The organism is Niabella digestorum (assembly GCF_036409055.1).
GTDB classification, from domain to species: Bacteria; Bacteroidota; Bacteroidia; order Chitinophagales; family Chitinophagaceae; genus Niabella; species Niabella composti.
Genome location: NZ_JAZGLY010000004.1, coordinates 1 through 25,709, shown reverse-complemented (window position 1 = coordinate 25,709; position 25,709 = coordinate 1). Strand labels below are relative to the sequence as shown.

Genomic DNA, 25,709 nt, shown 5'->3' with positions numbered 1-25,709 from the left:
ATTTTACTAAAAGGTCGAATAGTTCAAAATATTCGACCTTTTCTGTATTTTTAATACTAAGAAAAACAATGCGAACCCGTCAAACCGGTTAATCATTACCAAATAAATACTTTTGAAGACAAGGATTAACTTACGCGAGTTAAAATTAAGAAGGCTGCGGTTTAAGCGGATAACGTATCGTTCGGCGCTCATCTTGCTGGGAATTGTTGCAATGGTAATTCTTGCCTTTAATTTTTGGTTTATTGATCACGCCAAAGATGCGCTGGAGCAGATTGTATACAATCAATCCAAAGGAAAACTTCGCCTCAAAGTAAGTAAGTTTAAGTTCAATTGGGTTACCAATAAAATTGAGCTCGAAAACGCATCCATACACAGTACGGATACCACGGCTGCAACCAGCTATTCGGTAAATACAGAGCGGATATCTATTAAGGCTCGCGGTTTTTTGCCTTTGCTTATCAAAAAGGAGATTCTTATCGATTCCATCCGTTTAACGGCTCCTAATGTAATATTTACCCGACATGCTCCCAAGAAACATACTCTCAAACATAAAGACACTACAGTAGACAATAGCTTTTCTGTTGCACAAGAAATGGGGCGTATTTCTAATTCGATTACGCAGGTGATAAATGTATTGGAGGTGGATAAATTTAGGCTAGACAGTGGAAGCTTTTCGCTTGTTAATAAAACCAAGCCTCATGAAACTCCCTTTACAGTTACCAACATTTACATACAGTTGGATCATTTGCAGTTTGATAAAGTTAATACAAGTAAAAAAGCACAGGAGAAAATCAGTTTTACCGAAAACATAGCGGTCCGCACCCATGATCAGAGTATCGTTTTTCCCGGTGGAAGACATTTTATTGCTTTCAAAGACTTTCGGGTAAATCTGCAAAACAAGCGGGTAGAATTTGATAGTTGCACATTGCGGGCTATAAAGGGAGATAGTTCACAAACTTCGTTTCGTATATTTTTTGATAAACTGCAACTAACCAATATCAATTTTGATTCTTTATACAGCACAGAAACTATTATTGCCGACTCCGTATTTTGTGATAGTCCAGAAATATATTTGGATATAGATAGCGATGTTAAAAAGCACGTAGTTAAGAAGGAGAAGAAAAAACGTGTGGAGCGCATAGATGCTTTGATGCAGCAGTTGTTGGGCGATATTAAGCTTAATTATGTAGGCGTAAAAGAAGCCGCTATTCACGTAAACACCATTAAGAAGGGGGTAACAAACACCTTTTCTGCTAGCGATAATAACTTCGAAATATATGATCTCTTAGTGAAGCATGATGAAGAGAAACCTATCCGGCTTCGCAAGTTTGTAATGTCGCTACATGATTATGAGACCTCATTGAGCGACGGTCGGTATGCTATTGCTTTCGATAGTATCGGTTTCGAAGATGATCTCATCAATCTGAGTAAATTTTCTTTCAAAGAATTTCATAAAGGCAAGACGGTAAAAAGCCTTGCGATGCCTACGTTTCAAGTACGAGGTCTATCATGGGAGTCGTTGTTATATGAAAATATTTTTTCAGCCAATAGCGCCAATTTTATTAATCCTATAGTGGATTATACCATTACAAGGAGAAAGCAAAAGGCCAGGAGAGGCAATCTGTTTGAAACTCTGAACAGCGTAGATGATGTGATGGATTTGAAAAACCTGCGTATTGAAAATGGGGAGATTACCCTTCGTCTCAGCAGAGGCGGAATATTGAGTTTACACAATGCCAATCTTGATTTAAGAGCCAATGAGCTCACGAGTGCTAATCGTATTAAAAGCGTACAGCGCTCGGTAAATGCACTTCATTTTGAAAAAGGTATTTTTAAAAAAGGAGCGCTGACGGCACAACTTACTAATGTTAATTTATCAGAAAATAAAAGCGGTCTTACTGCGAGCTCGTTAATACTCCAGTCAAAAGATATAGATGCAAAAGCAAATCATATAAGTCTGGGTACGGTTATTCTGGATAGTGCTACTAATAGTATTATAATTGATGGTGTAAAGTGGGCAAATGCTAGCCTTGTAATGAATCCTTCGGAGCATTCGCTGCATCAAAAGTCAAAATCGCAGAGGAAAGCCACGTCTATAGTACTGCGGAATATTCATACTTCCAATACCCATTTGGATGTTGCTTTAAAGCAGCATACGATTAGCGGTAAGTTAAATACTCTACTATTAAAGCAATTTGTGAAGAATGAGGCAGGTAAGCCGGAGATTAGGGGTATGAGCGTAGATGGTAATGATCTGCTGTTTACAGGACCGGATATACGTGTGTCGGTAGATAAAATGGATATTGTGGATAATCAGCATAGTGTATTGACCAATATTCAGTTGTCCAAAATCAATAATAAAGATTCTATACTTGCTACCATTCCCCGATTTGCTATTATTCCTAATATTACGGAATTTATCAGCGGTGATCTTAAGTTGAGGGGCATAGAAATTACCGACCCTATAATTCATGCAAAACTAGGGCGGAAAGATTCCACAACCTCTACCGAAAAGAAGCAAGCACCACAGATTGTTATTGGATCAGCATTTATACAAAGACCCGATATTAAAATATCTTTTCAGGACAAACAGAATGCTTTTAGCCATGTGAGTTGGGATGGAAAGAGAGAAAACAGTTATTTGAAATTGACCAACCTAAAGTCCACCGATGAGATTCCCGTAAAGGCTGATCAGATTAAAATGTTCCTGACGCATTTCGAATTTGTCAATGCCAAAGGCAAAAAAACCGCTACGAATGATAACAAGCTGAATCTGGAGTTTAATGATGTTGTAGTGGAAAAAAATAAGGATAAACTGATTGACTGGCGTACAAATGTCAACATTCTCTCTCTCGACAGGTTATACTTCGATAGTCTCGGTAAAAACAATGCTGAATTGATGCTCGATAAAGGTGATGTGCACAATATTGTATTGAACTCAAAGTATATTAAAAATATCGGCAGTGTGATTGCCAACAGCGCAAACCTTCAAGTAAATGCAGTCAGCGGTAGTTTTCTTACAGGGAAAAATGAATTGTATTGGCATGGATTTGCTGTGCAGGATCAGATGTTCAGCGTAGACTCGGTGTATTTTACTCCCAAGCAGTCGGTTGAAGCGTATCGTATATCCAAAGCTTTTAATGAGGATTATTTAAGAGTACGTACCGGAAAAATCAGTGGCGGACCGGTAGACATGGAAAAATATGGCAATGATAGCATATTGAATGTCGGCAGTATTGCTTTAAATGATGTAAACCTCTTCACTTTCAAGGATAAAACACAACCCGACACTGTAGTCAAATACAAACCCCTGCCTGCCGAAATGCTGTTACACCTTAAAAATAGTCTGCATATCGATAGCATACGGCTGAAGAACATGCAAGTGACTTATTGGGAAATCAATCCTAATACGGATACTTTAGGCGTGGTTACTGTTGCAGATTTGAATACAGTAATTTCGAATATCAAGAATTACAATATTCAGCCTGATGACAGTATTTATATTTTAGCTACCGCTCGGATATTAGATCAATTGCCGGCTACACTACAGGTAAGCCAATCTTATAGTGACACCACAGGGTATATGCGAATGCAGCTCAATGCCGGCTCAATGGATTTGGCTCATTTCAATACCGTATTGGTTCCCTTAGTAGCCGCTAAAGTTTTTGATGGGCATTTAAACAGTCTCAATATTCAGGCCGTAGGTACAAATGAAGCGGCGGCGGGAATCGCACGCATGAATTATCGAGGGTTAAATGTAGGCTTACTGAATAAAAAAGATCTTCCCAATCAGACATTTCTGAATAAGCTGATCAGCCGCATTGCTATGATATTGGTGGTTCGGCGTAATAATAGTAATAAAGCATCTTTAGTCTTTTTCGAGCGCTGGCAGGATAAGTCACCTATTAATTACATCATCAAAACATCTCTCGAGGGTATTAAGTCCAGTATAGGCTTGCCAGGAGCAAAGAAAAAATTGAGAAAGTATAACAGAAAAGCTGCTTCCCATCAAAAAATAGATAATCCGTTGAAAAAATAACATTCACGACAGCATATTTGCTTGGTAAGGTTTTTACTTTCAGGGTGTTGTGAATTTTTCATCTTGGGTTCATTTGACGTATCTATTTATAATAACTTTGCCGGCGCAAGTTTTGTTATTTGTTTATGCAAAGAATTTACTTAGATAATGCCGCTACCACACCGCTCGATAAGGATGTGCTAGACGCAATGCTACCCTATATGACAACACACTTCGGAAATCCTTCCTCTATTTGCTCCTATGGAAGAGAAACCCGCCTAGCTGTGGAAAATGCTCGTAAAACAGTAGCAAAGCTGTTAAATGCTCACCCCGGGGAAATTTTTTTTACAAGCGGTGGCACTGAAAGCAACAATATGGCAATCTTAACAGCCATTCGTGATTTAGGTTGCAAACATATTATTACATCACCTATCGAACACCACGCAGTTTTACACACTGTAAGTCATTACGCCACAGGCGATATTACCAGTAGTTTTGTAAAACTGTTACCCGACGGTCACATCGATTTGCAAGATTTGGAATCGCAGCTGGCGCAAATACCAAAGAAATGCTTGGTTACCCTCATGCACGCCAATAATGAGATCGGCAATCTTTTAAGTATCAATGCAGTAAGTGCCTTATGCAAAAAATACAATGCTGTGTTTCATTCTGACTGTGTACAGACTGTAGGACACTATCCCATCGATCTGAGTCGTATACAGGTGGATTTTATTTCGGCTTCGGGGCATAAGTTTCATGGCCCGAAAGGTACCGGAATTCTTTACATCAATAATAATGTGCAAGTAAAGCCTTTGATTCACGGCGGCGGGCAAGAGCGTAACATGAGGGCCGGCACCGAAAATGTATACGGAATTGTGGGTTTTGCTAAGGCGCTGGAGCTGTCGATGGAGCGTTATGAAAAGGATTCGGCATATATTAAATCCTTAAAGGACTACTTGATTGAGCAGCTACAAAAGCATATTCCTAATATAAAGTTCAATGGGGATTATAGCGGTAGTAGTCTTTACACTATCGTAAATGTCTCTTTCCCAGCCACGCCAAAGTCCGAGATGCTGTTGTTTAATTTGGATATAAACAACATCTGTGTTTCGGGGGGGAGCGCCTGTAGCAGTGGAGCTAATCAGGGCTCGCACGTAATCAATGCCATCAGCAAAGACCCCGACCGGGTAGCCATTCGTTTTTCATTCAGTAAGTATAACACCAAGGAGGAAATTGACCAAGTAATTGAGAAGATTAAAGAGCTTTTATAGGCTTTTAAGCTTCTTTCAAGGGGGGTAAAATTTCTTTTCCACATTTGTGCATATTTATTATTCGGAATCTTCTGCGAGAAGGGATAAATTCGTCATAGTCTGATCCATTATCTGGTAACTTCTAAAACATTTCATGATGGCAATTAAAAATCCCGCTCTCAAAGGCCTTGTATTCTCCCGAAAATTCACCAAGGAAGGCGTGAATCCTTTCGATATGTTTAAGTATGACTACCGCACTTCGGTTATTAAAAACCCTAGCGGTGAGGTCGTTTTTCAGTTGGATAATGTGGAAGTTCCAGAACACTGGAGCCAGATTGCTACAGATATTCTTGCTCAGAAATATTTTAGAAAGGCTGGTGTTCCTCAGCCTGATGGCTCTTTGGGAAGGGAGACCAGTATTAAGCAAGTGGCACATCGTATGGCACATTGCTGGCGCAAATGGGGCGAGCGCTATAATTATTTTGCGAGTGAAAAAGATGCGCAAATCTTTTACGATGAGCTGGTATATTCCATATTAAATCAATCTTGTGCACCCAATAGTCCCCAATGGTTCAATACTGGTTTGCACGAAGCATATGGTATCACAGGTAAGCCACAAGGGCACTACTATGTAGATCCTAAGGATCAGCAATTAAAAAAATCTACTTCGGCTTATGAGAGACCGCAACCGCATGCATGTTTTATTTTGAGTGTTGAAGATGACTTGGTGAATGAAGGCGGTATTATGGATTTGTGGGTACGCGAAGCCCGTATTTTCAAATATGGTAGCGGAGTGGGAACTAATTTTAGCAATATACGTGCAGCGGGTGAAAAGCTTAGTGGAGGTGGAACATCTAGCGGGTTGATGAGCTTTTTGCGTGTGGGTGACCGTGCTGCCGGAGCTATTAAAAGTGGAGGCACTACTCGTAGAGCGGCGAAAATGGTGTGCCTAGATTTAGATCATCCCGAAATAGAAGATTTCATTAACTGGAAGGTTAAAGAAGAGGATAAAGTAGCTGCATTAATTGCAGCCGGTTATCCTAGTGACTACGAGGGCGAAGCTTATCGTACCGTGAGCGGGCAGAACAGTAACAACTCGGTGCGTATTCCTAATACGTTCTTCAAAGCATTGGCAGAAGACGGCGACTGGGAGCTAAAAGCCAGATGCGACGGCTCGGTAATGAAAAAAGTAAAAGCCAGAGATCTGTGGGAGCAAATAGCTTATGCAGCGTGGCGTTGTGCCGATCCGGGAACACAATACGATACCACCATCAATGAATGGCATACCTGCCCCGAGGGTGGACGCATTAGGGCCAGCAACCCTTGTAGTGAATACATGTTTTTGGACAATACAGCTTGCAATCTGGCAAGTGTCAACCTGCGCAAGTTTTATGATGAAAACGAGAACCTCTTCGATGTGGAGGGGTTTGAATATACCTGTCGTTTGTGGACGGTTGTGCTTGAGATATCTGTGCTGATGGCACAATTCCCATCAAAAGAAGTAGCACAACTTAGTTATGATTACCGCACCTTAGGTTTAGGCTTTGCTAACTTAGGTAGCCTGCTAATGGTAAGTGGTATACCTTACGACAGCGAGGCTGCTAGAGGCATTGCCGGTGCCATTACGGCTATTATGACTGGAGTGGCTTATAGTACTTCCGCCGAAATGGCATCTATATTGGGGCCATTCCCTCGTTTTGAAGAAAACAGGGAGCATATGATGCGCGTGATGCGCAACCACCGGGCAGCCGCCTACGATGCTACCGAAGCGTATGAAGGGCTGGAGATAAAACCTTGTGGTATCAATGCCACCCACTGTCCGGATTATTTGCTGAAAGCTGCTACCAAAGCTTGGGACAATGCTGTGAAACTGGGTGAGCAGTATGGCTACAGAAACGCACAGACTACTGTAATCGCTCCTACCGGCACTATTGGGCTGGTTATGGACTGCGATACTACCGGAGTAGAACCTGATTTTGCTTTGGTGAAATTCAAAAAACTAAGTGGCGGCGGATATTTTAAAATCATCAATCAAAGTGTACCACTAGCGTTGCGTACCTTGGGCTATTCTGAAAAAGAAATTGAAGATATTGTTCATTATGCAAAGGGGCATGCCACACTAAAAGGAGCTCCTTACATTAACGAAGAAAGCCTGGCAGCTAAAGGCTTTACTAGAGCCGATTTGGATAAACTCAATGCAGCAATGGGTACTGCATTTGAAATAGGTTTCGCATTTAATGTGTATACATTGGGTGAAGAATGTATGCAGCGCCTGGGCTTTAAACCAGAGCAATACAACGATTTTGGCTGGAGCATGTTAGACGCATTAGGCTTTACTAAGGAACAGATTGATGCTGCTAATACCTATGTATGTGGTACCATGACCGTAGAAGGGGCTCCGCATCTGAAAGAAGAGCATTTGCCAGTATTTGATTGTGCTAATAAATGCGGTCCTTTAGGTAAACGCTATATTCATGCGCATGGTCATATCCGTATGATGGCAGCCGTACAGCCTTTCCTTAGTGGTGCCATTAGTAAAACTATCAATCTCCCCAATGAAGCAACCGTTGAAGAAATTGCTGATGCTTACAAGCTAAGCTGGGAGCTGGGACTCAAAGCCTGTGCATTATATCGTGATGGTTCTAAGCTCAGTCAGCCGCTCAGTAATAAAAGTGATAAGAAAAATAAAACTGAAGATGTCGTAGAGCAAAAAGAAGAACCCGTTGCCGAAAGTAGTATCATAGATTTAGGTAAGCTTACCATTGATGAGCTGCTGGAAGAGGTAAATAAACGCGTGCAGAATAGTGCCGATACCAGCCTTAAAAGGCAGCTGGCAAGAATTGTGGAGCGTAGGACCTTACCTGCAAAACGTAGGGGGTATACGCAGAAAGCCAAGATTAACGGGCAAACATTATTCTTACGTACAGGAGAATATAGCGATGGAACATTGGGAGAAATCTTTATCGATATGGCGAAGGAAGGTGCCACTATGCGCAGCCTGTTGAACTGCTTTGCGATAGCCGTTTCCATCGGCTTACAGTATGGTGTACCTCTCGAAGAGTATGTAGAGAAATTTGTATTTACTCGTTTTGAACCTTCCGGAATGGTGCAGCATCCTAACATTAAGTCTACAACATCTATAGTAGATTTTATATTCCGTGCTTTGGCATATGATTATCTCGGACGCACGGATTTGGTACATGTTTTGGATCAGCCTGGAAACCGGATTGCAGATGGAGAAGAGGGAGAATGGAGTGAAGATTCACCTACTATTGGTGAACGTACTTATGAAATGAGTGAAGTAAGAGTGGTAGCTGCTGCACCTAAAGTAGAGGAGAATGGTAGTGCTATGTCGCAGGGATTAGATGCAGTAAACGTAGCTGCTAAAAATATGCAGTCTGATGCCCCCGCCTGTAATGTGTGTGGACATATTACTGTAAGAAGTGGAACCTGCTACAAATGTCTCAATTGCGGTAATAGTTTGGGTTGTAGTTAGAACAAAAAAGAATACCTTATTACGATAAGGTATTCTTTTCTTTAAAATATATAAACACTATGTGACGTATATACAACCTTAGTTATTGTCACATAGTGTTTCTTATTTTCTGTTGTACTAAGTTGCCCAAGCTTTATCTCCTTTGTTATAAGGGATACAGGGTTCGTATTTACCGGGTATCGCTACATAGCGCAGGGCTTTGGTCGCACCTGGTTCTGATGTAAAGAAGCCTAAAAGCGTTAATTCTTTCATCATTCTGAAATAATGACGCGGTATTGAGGCCTTATCGTATCCAAAGTTGCCCTTTGCTCTTTCCAGAGAGTCTTTAATAGCTTCTTCTTTATCCAAAGCTTCTTTCTTAGCTTTATACTCGGGCGTTTTGGTGTACTCTTTTGCCTCCTTATCTAGCATGGTCAGCAACTCTTTGCGTTGCTCGGGTTGTATTTGCATAAAACCATTGCCGTATTTTTCTTTGCTAAGTGCCTCGATTTTCTTCATGCCTTCTCTGAAAACTTTTTGCTCTTCGGGGCGATAGCAATCACGAACCATTACATTCATAAATTCTCCTACTTTGGCATCTTTGGCACCAGGAGTATCGGTTCGGGGTATGATGGTTTCGGCTATTTCATCCAGATAAGCAATTTCTTCTTTAGTGAAGAAGTCGGGCAATGTCTTAGCTCCGGCTTCGGCTGCATCTTTGTTGGCGGCGGGTTTACAGCCGTATTGCAGAAACATTTCTGCGCCGAGTACTGTACCTCCCAATAAGAGGGCAACCCTTTGTACTGCTGTTCTTCTGTTCATGGTAATTTATTTGAAATGACAGCGTATTGAATTTTACTCTTTTCGTTGTCGAATGTTATATAAATTTATTAAAGGTTTCCTTTCTTTAATTCACTTACCGCAAAGTCTGCAGCTCTTGCTGTAAGCGCCATATAGGTAAGTGATGGATTAACGCAGGAGGCACTTGTCATGCAGGCACCATCCGTTACAAATACGTTCTTACAATCCCATACCTGATTGTTGCCGTTCAGTACTGATGTTTTGGGATCACGACCCATGCGCGCTGTACCCATTTCATGGATTCCCTGACCGAACCCGTAAACATTATCGTAGGTTTTTACGTCTTTCAGTCCGGCTGCTTCCAACATTTCAGCAGCATCGTTCATCATATCGATGCGCATTTTCTTTTCATTTTCTTTGATTTCAGCATCGATATTCAAAACTGGTAAGCCCCATTTATCTTTTACGTTTTTATCCAGTGTGACCTTGTTTTCATGATAGGGCAATATTTCACCGAAGGCGCCGAGACCTAATGTCCATGGTCCGGGTTCGCACAGCGCTTCTTTCAGTTCTGCTCCTACACTTAATTCGGCGATGTTGCGTTGCCATCCCTGGCGGCTGGCGCTACCTTGGTAACCAAATCCACGCAGATAGTCTCTCTTGTCGTTACCAATATTTCTAAACCTTGGAATATAGATACCGCCGGGTCTGCGTCCGAAGTAATATTTATCCTCATATCCCTCAGCTTTGCCTGATGCACCGCAACGGAAATGGTGGTCCATCAGATTGTGGCCTAACTCGCCGCTGCTACTACCCAATCCCTCAGGCCAAATATCGGTAGCCGAGTTCATCAGAATCCAAGTGGAATTGAGTGCAGAAGCGCAGAGGAAAACTACTTTAGCGTAGTACTCGTAAGTTTGGTTTGTTTCGGCATCAAGCACTTCAACTCCTTTTGCTCTCTGAGTGTCTTTATCGTAAATAATTTTGGTTACAATAGAGAAGGGGCGCAATGTAAGATTGCCTGTTTTCATTGCAGCCGGTAGTGTAGAGGATTGTGTACTGAAGTAAGCACCAAAAGGACAACCCAACCAGCATTTATTGCGATATTGGCAGGCACTGCGACCTTCTAATGGGCGGGTAATATTGGCTATGCGAGCATTGGTAATAATGCGCGTACCATTGAAATGTTTTCTTACTCTTTCTGCAACATCTTTTTCCACGCAATTCATAGGCATGGCCGGCATCAGTTCTGCATCAGGAAAACCTGGGAAGTTTTCATTGCTTCCGTTGATTCCAGCAAACTTTTCTACATAACTATACCAGGGCGCAATGTCTTTGTAGCGTATGGGCCAATCCACTGCAATACCTTCACGTGCGTTAGCTTCAAAATCTATATCGCTATGACGATAGCAATGACGTCCCCACATGAGAGAGCGACCTCCTACATGATAGCCACGATACCAGTCGAAGCGTTTCGTTTCTACATAGGGGCATTCTTTTTCATTTACCCAATAGTCTAGGTTGGTTTCGTTAAGTGGATAGTCTCTTTTTAATACTGGATAGTTTTGAATCATTTCCTGTGTTCTGCCTCCGCGATGAGGAAAGTCCCAGGGATTTTTATTTGCATTCACGTAGTCCTGAACATGTTTAATGTCCCGACCCCTTTCGAGCATGATAGTTTTCAGGCCTTTTTCAGTGAGCTCTTTAGCTGCCCAACCACCTGATATGCCACTGCCTACGACAATAGCATCATACGTGTTATTCGCCATATGGAATCGTTTAAATAGTTTTCGTTAAAAAAAATTCAAGCTTTTGGTGCAAGCAGGTTTTAAAGATATTTAAAAAAAATGATTGCTCTATACAATTTAAAAAAAGTTTAAAGAGCCTTTATGAAAAAACCGGGCTATTAGCCCGGCTTTTTTTATTGATGTCTATATAGACAAATATTTTATATGTTTAATCTCTTTCAAAAATATATACATCTCTGCCCGTATCAGTGTTACGTTGCAGTGTCATTTTTTTAAAAGTACCTGCGAGGTTTTCCTGAATCTTGTATTCCACGCCATCGTAAATGAGGGTTTTAGTATCTACAAAAGTATAGTTTACGTCCAGTGCAGGATTGTGTACACCCTCTGCATCATAGTACTGTACTTTTCCGTTTGATTTAAATTCTGCATATGCTGAGCCGGGAGTAAGATTCTCATCCAGTAAAGGAGTGGATGAATTTCCTACATAGGTTAAATGGCGAACATCCCATTTGCCGATTCTAGCATTATTAATTATTGCATCCAAGCCCAACCCATCACGGGTTTTACTACATGCACTAAAAAGTATAATTGCAAGGATTGCCAAGAGAGCTAGTGTAGGACGATTTTTCATTAAAAAAGTTTTTTGTAGGGTTGAGGAATATTCATATTTATTGATAGGGTGCAATATGCATGCCAAAGACTACCATTATCCTATGTAATTGATATATAAAAGTTGTAAATATTTATAAGTCGATACGTCTTTTGTTGAACCTGAGGGGGGTACAAGTCTATTTTTAAATGCTATATCTTTGTCTTATGCAAAACAGCACTGATACAAGGTTTTCGGAAAGTACAGATGTACTTGCTGTACCTACTTCATCGTGCCAGTTGATAGTGTGGAATGACGATGTAAACACCTTTGACTGGGTGATTGAAACGCTCATGGATATATGTGGGCACAGTTATGAGCAGGCGGAGCAATGTGCATATATTATTCATTTTAAGGGTAAATATGCTGTGAAAGAGGGTGAGTATGAAGAATTGAAGCCGATGTGCGATGCCATCCTCGACAGAGGTATTAATGCTACCGTAGAGGAAGTGGTATCTTAAATCAGGCTTTGATTTGGAATTGATTGCTCTATGCCGTTATTTGCTCTTGACGAGTCGTTGTATTTTCCTCCCGTGCATCTGGCCGAGCCCGACGGATTACTGGCGATGGGTGGAGATTTGTCCGTAGAAAGATTATTATTGGCCTATCGTTCGGGTATTTTCCCTTGGTATAGCGAGCCACCTATCTTATGGTGGTGTCCCAATCCTCGTTTTGTCCTTTTCCCATCTGAATTTAAAGTCAAAAAAAGTCTGAAGCCCCTTTTGAATCGTAATGCATTTGATTTTACCATCAATCGTGCTTTTGAAAAAGTAATTGAACATTGTAAAACCGTACCGCGTCCGGGACAGGATGGTACTTGGATTCGTAAGGAGGTGGTGCGTGCCTATACGCAGCTGCACCAACTAGGGTATGCTCATAGTGCCGAAGTTTGGAAAGATGGACAACTGGTGGGAGGGTTATACGGAGTAAGACTGGGAAAGGTGTTTTTTGGCGAAAGTATGTTTAGCTTGGTAAGTAATGCTTCTAAGTATGCGTTTACCAAATATGTGCAGCAGCTGGTTGCTGAGGATGTACAATTGATCGACTGTCAGGTATACACCGAATATTTGGAAAGCTTTGGGGCACGTATGATTGATGGTCAGGAGTTTCAAGCTTTATTGAAAAAATGGATTTGATTTTTGGATAGTTTGTTAAAACTTGTAATGCAATACGGTTGGTAGCATTTCTCGCCAGGTTGGCCAGTCGTGCTTGTATTGTTCGCCCCAGTTTTGAAAATCATAGGCAATTCCTTTTTGGTATAGGATGCGTGCAAACTCTCCGCCAGCTTTAGGGTCCTCGTAAGCTCCACTTCCGGTGAGGATATGAATATGATTACTTTTACGGATGGTTTCCAAAATATGATGGTCGGTGAGATTAGGCATATAATGCCACGGACTATTGAAATACACACTATCGTCCATATAACCATCGCTGTAATAGGTAAGATCATACACGCCGCTCATAGCAATAACACCATTAATAAGATCGGGTCGTTTTAGAAATAAATTCATACTGTGCAGTGCACCAAAAGAGGCTCCGCTTACAATAATAGGGGTCTGGCTACTGGTAGCATTTTTAATGTAAGGAATTACTTCATTGTAGATATAATTATTCCATTGATCATGCCGGATCGATTTTTCTTGGGGGGGCATATGCTGATTCAACCAGCTTTCGTTATTTACACTGTTTACAGAAAATACTTTGATGGTACCAGCTTCGATAAATGGCCGCAGTGCCTCAATAAGCTCAAAGCGTTCATATTCGAGATAATCTGCTGCTGCCGTGGGTACCAGTAATAATGCAAAGCCATAATGTCCATAGGTTACAATGGGCATCTCTTTATTCAGCGAAGGACTATACCATCCAAAGATGTCTCTTTTCATGTAAAACTTTTTTCTAAAATAAAATATTTTACCGATAGTGTTGAATATTTATATTTTTGAAGCCTTATTACAAACGGATGAAATTAATACAAACAGCAGAAAGGGTTTCGCAATTAGATGCTTCTGATAACTATGTTTATCAGCGCTCCTTACTGGCTTATGCAGAAGCCGCCAATATGGTATCGGGTAATGTTTTGGAAATAGGAACGGGTAGCGGCTACGGTATTGAGCATATTGCCTCAAAAGCAACTCGATTTGTAACGATTGATAAATTTCAGAACGATAATATTCCGGAACTGGTGGCTAAACACCACAACATTGAATTCATTAAGATGAGTATTCCTCCATTAGCCGGAATAGCCGATAATACTTTTGATTATGTAATTACCTTTCAGGTAATCGAGCATATTAAGAACGATAAGCTTTTTGTAAAAGAGATTCAGCGGGTGCTTAAACCTGGCGGCAAACTTATCGTTACCACACCCAATAAGAAAATGTCACTTACTCGCAATCCTTGGCATGTGCGTGAGTACACGGTAGATGAGCTGAAGAAATTACTGCTACAGGATTTCACATCTGTTCAAGCACTCGGTGTGTATGGTAATGATAAAGTGATGGAATATTATCAAGCCAATAAAAAAGCAGTAGAAAGAATTACTCGCTTTGATATTTTTAATCTTCAATACAATTTACCGCGCTGGTGTTTGCAAATACCTTATGATATCCTGAACAGATGGAACCGTAAAAAAATGCTTAAAAGCGATAATACACTAGTCTCCAGTATTCAAATGAGCGATTATTTTCTGTCAGAAGTAAATGATGAATGTTTGGATTTATTTTACATAGCGGAGAAATAGCAGTTGCTTTTATTCGTTGCCCAAAATGCTTTTGATTGCTTTGGCTTTCAGCATGCATTCTTCCCATTCTTTTTCGGCATTGCTGTAAGCTGTAATGCCGCCTCCGGTTTGGAATGAAAGATAGCCGTTAGATTCGTTATACATCATACTACGGATTACTACATTAAAATCAAAATCCCTCTCGGGAGTAAAATATCCCAACGCCCCTGAAAAAATACCCCTTTTGCTTCTTTCATATTGATCGATGAGCTGCATGACTTTGATTTTAGGTGCACCCGTCATGGAACCCATGGGAAAAGTAGCATTAATGATATCCATAAAACGTACATCATCCTGCAATGCCCCACTGATGGTGGAAATCATTTGATACACTTGCGGAAAACTATATATGCCGAAGAGTTCATCCACTTTTACGCTACCCTCCTTACAAATGCGCGATAGATCGTTACGCACCAGATCTACTATCATTACATTTTCGGCTTTATCTTTTTCACTTTGCAGCAGCTGTTGTTTTTCTGTAGCTGTGCCGCTGATGCGCTGCATAGTACCTTTGATCGGCTGACTAATGATATGTTGGCCATTTTTTTTCAGAAAGCGCTCGGGGCTGGCACATAATAGCCACTTGTCATTTGTTTTATACAGTCCGGCAAAGGGATTGGGGGATAGGGTATTGAGTTGGGCGAACAGCGTAATGGGATCCAACCTCACACCTTCGGCAAAAAATTCCTGACAGAAATTAATTTCATAACAATCGCCTCTATGAATGTGTTCCTGCAGGCGTTTAATGATATGGAGATATTCTTCCCTCGGTATTTTATTTTGTACGGGTACTGATAGGGTTGTAGTACCGGTATGAACGTTCTCGGAGTTTTCAATAGCTTGAAATACGGCCTCAGGATCGCTTCCGATAATTTCCAAAACCTCTTTTTTCAAAATCAGCAGTACTTCTGGTTCAAAAAAGAAGATGTCAGGAAATTGTATGTGATCAGCTTTAAAGGTGTGGCTTGTTCTTTCAAATGTGATTAATTCGTAGCCCAAATGCCCCAATAACCAGGAGGGTCTCTGATTTAGAAATAGTTCGAAACCGGGAAGGGCGTCAATACCGGAGGATTGATATTGCCGTACGGCTCCAGCACCTATTAGCCATTGGTGGTGGCCGGTATAATGGTTGCTGTCTAAAAAACAAAAAGTGTTGAACTTTCGAAGCCAATTCAACACCTTTTGTTTAAAAACACTTATATCGTTAACTGTAAAAGTGCTTTGCAATGGTTTTAGTAAAAGAGATTATTAAAAGTCGTCTTCCTCGTCATCATCGAAGGTTGGATCGCCAAACAAATCTTTGAACTCATCATCCAAGCCGAAGTCATCGTCATCATCAAATGACTTTTTACCTCTGCCGGATTTACCTTTCGACTTTGGCAAATCGAACTCCTCAAAGTCTTTATCCCAATCGTCATCTTCTTCTACCTTATCCCAATCATCAATTTCGTCAATGTCATCTTCATCATCAAATTCTTCTTCCTTTTTCGATTTCGGGGAAGCTTTCTTTACAGGCTTCTTTTCGTTAAAGGTCTCTTTGTCACTTAATTTAGATTTATTTGACTTTGCCATAATCTAAAAATTATACTGTAAATTTTATTCGAAGTTTTTAAATCGCCAAATTTTTTAATTTTCTTTTTTTGAAAAAAATTACAGAACAATTAGCTGGTCTCTTTCGGGCCCGTTGGAGATATATTTAATAGCTACTCCCAGATATTCATTAATAAATTTAATATAGTTTTTGGTCTTTTCGGGCAGCGAATTATAGTCTTTTGCCTGACTGATATCGGTGTTCCATCCTTCGAATTTCTGATATACAGGAACGTAGTGGTCCAAATCGAGGCGGAAAGGGACTTCCTTAATTTCCTTACCACGAATGCTGTATGCAGTACATACCTGTAGTTCTTCAAAGGTATTGAGCACATCAGCCTTAGTCATTACAATTTTGGTAACACCGTTGATCATGCAGGCATAGCTAAGGGCAACCAGATCAATCCATCCGCAGCGGCGTGGACGCCCGGTTGTAGCACCGTATTCATTACCAATATCGCGAAGCTTTTGTCCGTCGGCATTTTCCAGCTCGGTAGGGAAGGGGCCACTACCTACTCGGGTGCAATAAGCTTTCGTAATACCTATAACATCTTTCACGTGCTGGGGTGCAATACCCAAACCGCTGCATACGCCTGCGGTAATAGTATTGGACGAAGTAACAAAGGGGAAGGTCCCGAAGTCAAGGTCCAACATGCTGCCCTGAGCACCTTCGGCCAGTATTTTTTTGCCTTCTTGAATAAGCTTGTTGATGAAGTATTCTCCGTTTACAATATTGAGTTCTTTGAGGAATTCAACGGCTTCGAAGAATTCTTTTTCGTCGTTGGAAATATCTTCTTTATAGTGGTAGGTATCTATAATTACCTGATGTTTTTGGCGTAATTGATCATATAGCTCTTTAAAATCGTCGCGTAAAATATCACCCACGCGCAATGCATTGCGGCCGGTTTTATCCATATATGCTGGGCCGATACCTTTCAATGTAGAGCCGATTTTGCTTTTGCCTTTTGCCTGTTCGGAAGCTTTATCCAGTGCCCTATGGGTGGGCAATATAAGGTTGGTGCGTTCGGCAATAAAAAGGTTCTTTTTAAGATCAATTCCGAAAGCGGCTACGTTCTCGCATTCTTTTTTTAATGTGATAGGGTCCAGTACTACACCATTTCCGATGATATTGATTTTATCTTCATAAAAAATTCCGGAAGGTATTTGATGCAATACCAGTTTTTTGCCATCCTTGTATAAGGTGTGTCCAGCATTGGGACCACCTTGGAAGCGGGCTATCACATCATAATCTTTAGCAAAATAATCTACTATCTTACCTTTCCCCTCATCTCCCCATTGAAGCCCTAAAATAACATCTACCATCTGCCTTGTTTTTGGTTAAAAAATTGAAGTGCAAAAATAAGGGTTCGTGTTGCGAAAAAAGAAATTATCGGCCTTGGAAGCCGAAAAATATAAAGGGTGCTCTTGAAGTAAAGGCTCAGCGGCTTTTATTTGGATATGTCCTCTGTATCGTACCGCGAGACCGACTCTACGCCATCCACCTCTCCCAGTCTTCGCACCAGCTCGTCCAGCTCTTCCTTGTCGTGAACGAATACCTTGATGTTTCCTTCGAACAGGCCTTCCTGAGCCTCAATGGTAAGGGCGGCAATATTGATTTTGAGTTCGCCCGAGATGAGGTTGGTAATCTTGCTTACCATACCTACATCGTCGATACCCACAATTTTGATACCGGTGAGGAAGGAAATTTCCTTATTCTTCGCCCATTTAGTTTTTACAATCCGGTGGCCGTAGTTGGCCATCAGTTTAGGTGCATTGGGACAGTTGGTGCGGTGAATGGTAAGGCCTTTTCCAGTAGTAACAAAGCCAAATACGTCATCACCGGGAATGGGTTTACAGCAGTTGGCCAAAGTGTATACAATCTTGTCGCTGCTTTCCCCGAAGATAATTAGTTCGGCATCTTTAGCCGGAGTAGGTAATGGTGGAGCGCTCTCTGTTTTAGATTCGGCCGGTTTAGGTGGGGCCGGAGCTTCCAACCTGTCACCCATAACCTTAAAGTCTTTAAGTTCTTTAAGGTCGATATTTTTTATAGCAATCTGATAATACAGCTCAAGATTGGAGTTCAGCTTATAGTACTGGGCTATAGTTTCTACATTGCCCGGATACATGGGAACTCCCATAGCTTCCAGTTTGCGATGCAATGTGTATTTGCCTTCTTCTCCGATTTTCCTTTTCTCCTCTTTAAGCGCCTCCTTAATTTTGTTTTTAGCCTTGGCTGTAATGACGAATTTGAGCCAGTCTTCCGAAGGTGATTGTTTATTACTGGTGATGATTTCGACCTGATCACCGCTGGATAGCTTGTAGCTGATAGGCACCAGCTTGTGATTGACCTTAGCGCCGATGGTTTTGGCACCAATAGCCGAGTGTATGGCAAAGGCAAAATCCAGCGCACTACTACCGGCAGGCAACATTTTGATATCGCCTTTTGGGGTGTATACATAAATTTCTTCGGCTAGGAAGCTGGTTTTAAAGTCCTGCAGAAAAGCCACGCTATCGTCGGCGTCTTTACTGTTCAGCGCTTCCCGTATCTGTTGGAACCACTTATCAAAACGGTTTTCGCTTTGCGAGCCTTCTTTATATTTCCAGTGTGCGGCCAGCCCTTTCTCGGCAATCTCGTTCATACGGCGGGTACGAATCTGTACTTCCACCCATCGCCCGCGTGGTCCCATTACGGTAGTATGCAATGCTTCATAGCCGTTGGATTTAGGATTACTTACCCAGTCGCGCAAGCGCTCAATCGACGGCGTATATTCATCAGTAATGAGTGAGTAAACTTTCCAACAGTCTTCTTTTTCTTTTTCCGGACTGCTGTCGAGAATAATTCTGATGGCAAAAAGGTCGTATACTTCTTCGAAGGATACGCCTTTCTTTTTCATTTTGTTCCAGATGGAGTGAATGTTTTTGGGCCGACCAAATATTTCGAACTTAAAATTGTTTTTTTCGAGTTTTTCTTTAATCGGTTTGATAAATTCATTGATATAACGCGTTCTTTCGCGCTTGGTTTCGGCGAGTTTTCGGGCGATTTCTTTGTAGGTATCAGGCTCCAAATATTTCATGGCCAGATCTTCCAGCTCGGTTTTGATGGCATACAGTCCCAAGCGGTGTGCCAGCGGAGCAAAAATGTACACGGTCTCGGAGGCAATTTTCAGCTGCTTTTCGCGCTTCATGCTGTCGAGTGTGCGCATATTGTTGAGCCTATCGGCCAGTTTGATAAGAATTACCCGGGGATCATCGGTAAGTGTGAGTAAAATTTTCCTGAAATTTTCTGCCTGTGCCGAAGCTTTTACATCTATGACATTGGAGATTTTGGTTAGTCCATCTACAATGCGTGCAATCTCCGATCCAAACTCGCGTTCAATATCTTGAAGGGTAACATCGGTGTCTTCTACGGTGTCGTGCAATAGGGCGCATATAGTGGAACGCACTCCAAGGCCAATTTCCTCTACACATATTTTAGCTACGGCTATGGGGTGTAAAATATAGGGTTCGCCACTTTTGCGACGCATGCTGCTGTGAGCTTCTGCAGCCATTTCGAAAGCAGAACGTATGAGGTCTTTATCGCCCGGTTTTAGTTTGTCTTTTAATAAACGTAACAGGGAACGGTACTCGCGTAAAATGAGCTTTTTTTCCTCTTCCTCGGTAAGATTGTATTTGGGTTTTTGCTCTATTGTCTTCATTATCAATATACTCTCCTAGTCCGATATCACTTCTTAGGTATACAAGTGATTATTATATAAATATACGATTCTTTACGTGTAAAAACAACACGTTTGAGCGGCCTCTGATTGCTTTTTTGCGCTAGCCAAAAAAACCTTCGACGAAAATATTAAATTATCGTGTTTAATCTTCAATAAATCCATTACCTTTGCACCCCGAATCGTTAACCGGATGTGGTGAAATTGGTAGACACGTCAGACTTAGGATCTGATGCCGCAAGGTGTGGGGGTTCGAGTCCCTCCATCCGGACTAGAAAAGTTTAATGTTTGAGGTTTCCGTTTACCAACAAGCCTTAAACCTTAAACTTTTTTATTAAACTATTATTATAACATGGCTACAATTACAAAAGAACCTATTGGCCAGTTGCACGAAAAGATCAGTGTAAAAGTAGATAAGGCCGATTATCTCCCAGGTTTTGAAAAAACTTTAAAAGAATATAGTAAGAAGGCAAATCTGCAAGGCTTCCGACCCGGAAAAGTTCCCGCAGGTCTAATTAAAAAAATGTATGGCCCTTCTTTGTTTACCGACGAGGTATTACGTTCTGTAGATAAAGAACTGATCAATTATCTGCAAAATGAGAAAACTGAGATCTTTGCTCAGCCGCTTCCATTGAATGTGGATATTGCTCAACTGGATGTAAACAATCCTGGTGAATATAATTTTGAATTTGAAATAGGGTTAAAACCCGAATTTGAATTGGCAGATTTGGCAAAAGCCGATATTACAGCCTACAATATTGATATTACCGACGAAATGATTAATGAGGAAGTGGAAAGATTGCAGAATCGTTACGGTAATATGGTGGATAAAGAAACGGTTTCTGGTGAAAACGCTGTAGTATATGTTAGTTTTATTGAAACCGACGCAGCAGGTAACGAAGTGGAAGGTGGTTTGAAGAAAGACAACTCTTTCCTCGTAAAATATTTTGCCGCAGCCACACAAAAAGAGTTGATGGGTAAGAAAGCTGGTGATAGCATACAAGTTGCTATTGGTGAGGCTTTTGAAGAAAAAGAGTGGGATTATGTAGCCGGAGATCTGGGATTGAACAAGGACAGCGAAGAAGACAAAAAGAAAACTTTTAAGCTTGCCATAACTAAGGTTGCAGAACTCGAAAAAAGAGCATTGGATGAGGAGTTCTTCAAACAACTTTTCCCTGAAGGGGATGTAAAAACTGAAGAAGAATTCCGTGCTAAAGTAAAAGATCAGATCTTCAATTATTGGGCTGCTCAAAGTCGCAATCAAATTCATGATCAAATCTTCCACAGCTTGGTGGACAATACTAAGATTGAATTTCCTGAGGCATTCCTGCGTAAATGGTTGTTATCTCAAAATAGCGAGAACGGCCAGCCTGCCAAAACTGAAGAACAGGTAGAGCAGGAGTTACCTACTTTCCTGAATCAGCTGAAATGGACTTTGATCACTGAAAAAATTGTTAAGGTTCAACAAATTGAGGTGAAGCCCGAGGAGGTAAGAGAATTTGCGAAAGCTCAGCTATTTAGCTATATGGGAGGTGCGGTACCTAGCGAAGAAGAACCCTGGGTGAAGGATTATGTAGACAGAATGATGAATGATCGCAGGTATGTTGAGGATGCTTACTCTCGTATTCAGTCTCAAAAAGTTTTTGAATGGGCTGAAAAACAAATAAAGCCAAAATCCAAGCAAGTAAGTGCGGAGGAATTTAATAAAATGGTTGAAGAGCATCAGCACCATCATCATTAATAATGCAGTAACATATTTTGTTGATATAAAGGCGCTTATTATAAGCGCCTTTTTTATTAGCCCCTATCCTTAGTAGTTACTTTAGAACTTCATTAAAAAATTGCCCCGGGTAAAAACCCAGGGCGTTATAAACCTAACCTAAACTCTAATATTTTACTGCATTATCATCTCTAAAGGGACTGATTATTATTAAACTTTTAAATAGAAAATGTATAAAGTTTAAAATCAATTAATTTGTGCTGTTTGTTTATTGTAAATTGCAATTAAATTTTTACAAACTACCAATATTTACAAGCATTTAGTCTTGGCAAATTTATAAAGTACCTGTGCAAATTTCTATAGTATCTATTATAAAATCTTTCTTCTGCGTATCAATTTTTTTCTTCTGCGTATCAATTTTGTCAAAATCTTCATATAAATTGAATAGTTTATTTATTCTCGAGGGATTGTGGTATTGTGAGAATAAATATATTGTAGCTATCGGATACCTCCAGAACTAATGAACCTCTATGCAGGGTAGCCAGTGAGCGAGACAGTGCAAGCCCGATGCCGGTTCCCGGAAGATTTCCTTTGGGATTGAGCCGGGCAAAGGGTTCAAAAATCTTTTCCCTGTTTTCTGGAATGATTAAATCTCCATCACTGGCTACACTAATTTCAATCTTATCTGGGTCAGTAGAACGTTGTACTTTAAGAATAATTTGACTTTTACCATACTTGAGCGCATTATCTAGAAGGTTGCTAATGATTTTTGTAAGCGCTTCTTTGTCAGCATATATATGTGTTAATCCTTTTTCTATTATGGATTTGAAAGCAAATTGTTTTTGTTTTATAACTGGGTCAAAAATAAAGTACACCGATTCTAGGAAGGGAGTTAGTTCCAGCCGCTCGGGTTGGATTTGCATTTGAGCGCTTTCTGTTTTTTTAAGGGTGAGCAACTCATTGATCAGATTGAGAGATCGCTGTACACCTTCTTCCATAATATTAAGATACTTCTGTGTACGGGGACGATCTTCAGTGTCTATCTTAGCCATTTCTAAGGGGGCCTTCAGCAGCGTGATAGGAGCTTTGATTTCATGTATAACATGCGTAAAAAACTCTGTCTTTGACGCATAAATTTCTTTTTCTCGTTGAATTTCATAGAGTAATTTGTTTCTCTTCTGCCGTTCTGCTAAGTTTCTTTTATAATATTTCAGACTGGTGTAGGTGAGCAGGAAAAAAAGCACGACGTAGGTTAAATAAGCCCAGGTTGTTGCATAAAAAGGATTTAAGATAGTAATATGCAATACTCTTTCGTTGTCCTGCCAGATGCCTCTGTTATCTGTGGCTTTTACTTTAAAAGTGTATTTCCCGGGTTTTATGGCGATAAAACTAACATTGCGCTTATCTTTAATGTAATACCAGTTATTGTCTAAGCCTTCCATTTTATACGCATATTGTATACCATCGGGAGCTGCATAACTGAGTGCTGCAAAATCAATTTCGAATGAGGACTGCTTATGTGTAAAAGTGATAGAATGTGTTAGTGATGCGGATTGCTTTAATGGACCTTTATTCGGATTAATAGTAAGGGGGATATTCAGCATCGTGATTTCAGTTATGTAAAGCGGCGGCTTGTAAGTGGAAGTCTTTATATTATCGGGATTTACTCTTATAATACCTCCATGTGTTGCAATGTATATATCGCCGTTTCGTGCTTTGTAAGAGCTGGCATAAGCAAATTGTCCTGCAGAGAATTCTTTTATCTGTTCAAAGCGAGACAAAGCCATAGTGGCCGGATCTAACATGACTATTCCGGCTGCGGTTGTGACCCAAAGTTTGCCATAATTGTCTTCGGCGATAGCGGTAACAATATCTGATGGTAGTCCGTGTTTGCTGGTATAGATGTAAGTTTTCTTCGTATGTATATTAATGTTTATCAGACCGTTACCTGTTCCCAACCAGATAGTGCCATCGCGGGAGACTAGTAATGCGGAGTTGATGCTGGTGGGTAAAATATTTTTTCCATCGACCATTACCTTTACCTCCCCTTTTAAGTTTTGTTTTTCGTTGTAGAAAAACAATCCATGTGTTAAGCCCCACACTGTTCCATCGGGTGTTTGTGTGATCACGTTGTAGGGTGTTTGCTGGGGAAAATGATCAGACCTGGTAAAGCGTTTGGTGCCTTTGTCGAATTGGAAAATACCATCTGCAGTACCTACCCATATCGTTTTTCCATTTAAATCCACATGGAGTGACATGATTCGGTTGCTTTTTAAGTCGTTGGTTCCAGTTCCTGCCGTATAGTGTTCTACGATGTTTTTACTCCTTGTATCCAATGCTTGCAGCCCGTATAACCATACTCCCAACCATAATTTACCCTGATCATAAACCATTCCTAAAAGATCTTCTCCGGAGAATGCGCCTTGGTGAGGAGTTTGGGAAAAATATTCAAAGCGACGGGTATGTGGGTCAAAACGGTTTAGCCCTTTAGCACTGGCAATCCATATATGGCCTTGATCGTCCTCAGTGATGTTAGTGAAATTTTTCCCCCACAAACCATGTGAAGAATGAAGATTAGCGGTATATACTTCAAAGGCGTTACTTACGGGAGGGTAGTAGCTCACGCCATTGTGATATGTGGCACACCAGATACCTCCTTCAGCATCTTTAAGTAGCCACCACACATAATCATCAGCCAAGGAATTTCTGTTTTCCGGGCTTTGTAAAATCCTATTTTGGTATGAGCCGTTGCTATCCAGTATATATATACCTTTATTAGTTGCCACCCAGAATTCATTGGGGTACACCTGTTGAAAATCACGAACTGTGATATTGGTACTTTCCCCGAAGCTTAAACTTACCGGTTGTGCTTTTTTCTGTTGGATATCGAAAGCGGTAACACCTTTTAAAGTACCTACCCACAAGGTGCGATCATCCTTTTTAAATATCCTAATAATTCGTCGGGTACTTGCAGGCTGAAAGTGAGTACTTACAGGGAAGAAAATGAAACGACGTTCAAAAGGCATCCACAAACCTAGCTCTCCGTTTTCGGTGCCTACCCACATTTGGTGATTGTCGGTTACGATGATATCGGTATACTTTTGATTCTGGTAATTAGGATATTTTATGGCTTCCCTTGTTAAAGGATCGCATTCATACAAATTATTATAAAGGGATAGCCATACTTTTCCGGTTTGGTCTTCGGCCATCCGGTGTACCACACCTTCGGGAACATTTTTAACCGGATCCAGAAGTTCCGTGGTATCGTTGAAGATAAAAAGGCCTTTATTGGTGGCTAACCATAAACTACCATTACTGTGCACTAGTAGTTCCCATACATATAGGGGACCCTTTATTTTATTGTTATTGCTTATAGTGTTGAATTTTTTAAAGGCCTTACCATCAAATCTGTTAAGGCCATCGGCAGTCCCCATCCATATAAAGCCTCTTTTGTCTTGCTGTATGGTAAAAACGGTGTTATTGCTTAAACCATTATTTGTATTAAGGTTTTTAGATATATATTGCTGTGCATGAATATTTTGTATTTGGAGTGTAAAAATCAATCCAATTATGGGATGAATTAGGCGACTAAAAAACAGACGGCAACAATCAATCATTATTATTTTATCTATATTATTACTTATATAATATTCAAAAATATTAAAATTCATTAGTTTAAGCTATTTTACTTAGGGGCTTTCAAATTTTATCTCAAAATGTGCTGTTTCTTTGCTCTGTATATATATTTCTAAATATATTTCTAACTTCTGTCTATCATTTTCCACATGAGATATTGCAAGAATTGCCTAAGAATCTAGCTTCGTTCCCTATTCAATTATTTAATTTAAGTTGCCAGTTATGTTAATTTCTCAAAAGTATATGCGATAACAAATAAAGCGACTTTAATCAGAAAGCCATTTTTTGTTACAGCATGCACTTTTCTGAGCATTTTTTCTTTAATCATAC

Annotated in this window: 16 protein-coding genes and 1 tRNA gene; 8 read left to right on the top strand and 9 right to left on the bottom strand. The window is 40.5% G+C overall.

What is annotated here, in order from left to right; all coding sequences use genetic code 11:
• The first annotated feature begins 112 nt into the window (after positions 1–112).
• The 3 genes from V2H41_RS07605 to V2H41_RS07595 all read left to right on the top strand — a co-directional run bounded on the left by V2H41_RS07605 (position 113) and on the right by V2H41_RS07595 (position 8,764).
• Positions 113–4,039, top strand: a complete 3,927-nt coding sequence (locus tag V2H41_RS07605; protein ID WP_330974542.1) for an AsmA family protein — start codon at positions 113–115, stop codon at positions 4,037–4,039.
• 125 nt (positions 4,040–4,164) lie between these two features.
• Positions 4,165–5,289, top strand: a complete 1,125-nt coding sequence (locus V2H41_RS07600; RefSeq protein ID WP_330974541.1) for a cysteine desulfurase family protein — start codon at positions 4,165–4,167, stop codon at positions 5,287–5,289.
• Positions 5,290–5,425: 136 nt separating this feature from the next.
• Positions 5,426–8,764 (top strand): vitamin B12-dependent ribonucleotide reductase, encoded by a 3,339-nt coding sequence (locus V2H41_RS07595; RefSeq protein WP_330974540.1) that lies wholly within the window; start codon positions 5,426–5,428, stop codon positions 8,762–8,764.
• 117 nt (positions 8,765–8,881) lie between these two features.
• Here V2H41_RS07595 and V2H41_RS07590 read toward each other — a convergent pair whose 3' ends face one another.
• From V2H41_RS07590 to V2H41_RS07580, 3 genes are all read right to left on the bottom strand, one after another.
• On the bottom strand, positions 8,882–9,565 hold the full coding sequence (locus V2H41_RS07590) for a gluconate 2-dehydrogenase subunit 3 family protein (protein WP_330974539.1): 684 nt from the start codon (positions 9,563–9,565) through the stop codon (positions 8,882–8,884).
• 68 nt (positions 9,566–9,633) lie between these two features.
• Positions 9,634–11,313 (bottom strand): GMC family oxidoreductase, encoded by a 1,680-nt coding sequence (locus tag V2H41_RS07585; protein ID WP_330974538.1) that lies wholly within the window; start codon positions 11,311–11,313, stop codon positions 9,634–9,636.
• Between the two features lie 187 nt (positions 11,314–11,500).
• Positions 11,501–11,923 (bottom strand): hypothetical protein, encoded by a 423-nt coding sequence (locus V2H41_RS07580; protein WP_330974537.1) that lies wholly within the window; start codon positions 11,921–11,923, stop codon positions 11,501–11,503.
• 185 nt (positions 11,924–12,108) lie between these two features.
• Here V2H41_RS07580 and V2H41_RS07575 point away from each other — a divergent pair, with 185 nt between their 5' ends.
• Both V2H41_RS07575 and aat read left to right on the top strand, forming a co-directional pair.
• On the top strand, positions 12,109–12,402 hold the full coding sequence (locus V2H41_RS07575) for an ATP-dependent Clp protease adaptor ClpS (RefSeq protein WP_330974536.1): 294 nt from the start codon (positions 12,109–12,111) through the stop codon (positions 12,400–12,402).
• A 30-nt stretch (positions 12,403–12,432) separates the two neighbouring features.
• Entirely contained in the window at positions 12,433–13,077 is a 645-nt protein-coding gene (gene aat, locus V2H41_RS07570) for a leucyl/phenylalanyl-tRNA--protein transferase (RefSeq protein ID WP_330974535.1), read from the top strand.
• 15 nt (positions 13,078–13,092) lie between these two features.
• Here aat and V2H41_RS07565 read toward each other — a convergent pair whose 3' ends face one another.
• On the bottom strand, positions 13,093–13,824 hold the full coding sequence (locus V2H41_RS07565) for an esterase family protein (RefSeq protein WP_330974534.1): 732 nt from the start codon (positions 13,822–13,824) through the stop codon (positions 13,093–13,095).
• 77 nt (positions 13,825–13,901) lie between these two features.
• Here V2H41_RS07565 and V2H41_RS07560 point away from each other — a divergent pair, with 77 nt between their 5' ends.
• Positions 13,902–14,681 carry a class I SAM-dependent methyltransferase gene (locus V2H41_RS07560; RefSeq protein ID WP_330974533.1) on the top strand — a complete coding sequence of 260 codons (780 nt, stop codon included), beginning with the start codon at positions 13,902–13,904 and terminating at the stop codon, positions 14,679–14,681.
• 9 nt (positions 14,682–14,690) lie between these two features.
• On the opposite strand, the gene V2H41_RS07555 is transcribed toward V2H41_RS07560, so the two are convergent.
• From V2H41_RS07555 to V2H41_RS07540, 4 genes are all read right to left on the bottom strand, one after another.
• On the bottom strand, positions 14,691–15,899 hold the full coding sequence (locus V2H41_RS07555; protein WP_330974532.1) for an anthranilate synthase component I family protein: 1,209 nt from the start codon (positions 15,897–15,899) through the stop codon (positions 14,691–14,693).
• 69 nt (positions 15,900–15,968) lie between these two features.
• A complete protein-coding gene (locus V2H41_RS07550) occupies positions 15,969–16,292 on the bottom strand; it encodes a hypothetical protein (RefSeq protein ID WP_330974531.1) in 324 nt (107 codons plus the stop codon).
• Positions 16,293–16,370: 78 nt separating this feature from the next.
• Positions 16,371–17,633, bottom strand: coding sequence for an adenylosuccinate synthase (locus V2H41_RS07545; RefSeq protein WP_330974530.1), 1,263 nt, complete (start codon positions 17,631–17,633; stop codon positions 16,371–16,373).
• Between the two features lie 125 nt (positions 17,634–17,758).
• A complete protein-coding gene (locus tag V2H41_RS07540) occupies positions 17,759–20,005 on the bottom strand; it encodes a RelA/SpoT family protein (protein WP_330974529.1) in 2,247 nt (748 codons plus the stop codon).
• A 207-nt stretch (positions 20,006–20,212) separates the two neighbouring features.
• Between V2H41_RS07540 and V2H41_RS07535 the strand changes: the two genes are divergently transcribed.
• Positions 20,213–20,294, top strand: a tRNA-Leu gene (locus V2H41_RS07535).
• Between the two features lie 81 nt (positions 20,295–20,375).
• Positions 20,376–21,764, top strand: coding sequence for a trigger factor (tig, locus tag V2H41_RS07530; RefSeq protein ID WP_330974528.1), 1,389 nt, complete (start codon positions 20,376–20,378; stop codon positions 21,762–21,764).
• 428 nt (positions 21,765–22,192) lie between these two features.
• Here tig and V2H41_RS07525 read toward each other — a convergent pair whose 3' ends face one another.
• Positions 22,193–25,414, bottom strand: coding sequence for a ligand-binding sensor domain-containing protein (locus V2H41_RS07525; protein ID WP_330974527.1), 3,222 nt, complete (start codon positions 25,412–25,414; stop codon positions 22,193–22,195).
• Between the last annotated feature and the right edge of the window lie 295 nt (positions 25,415–25,709).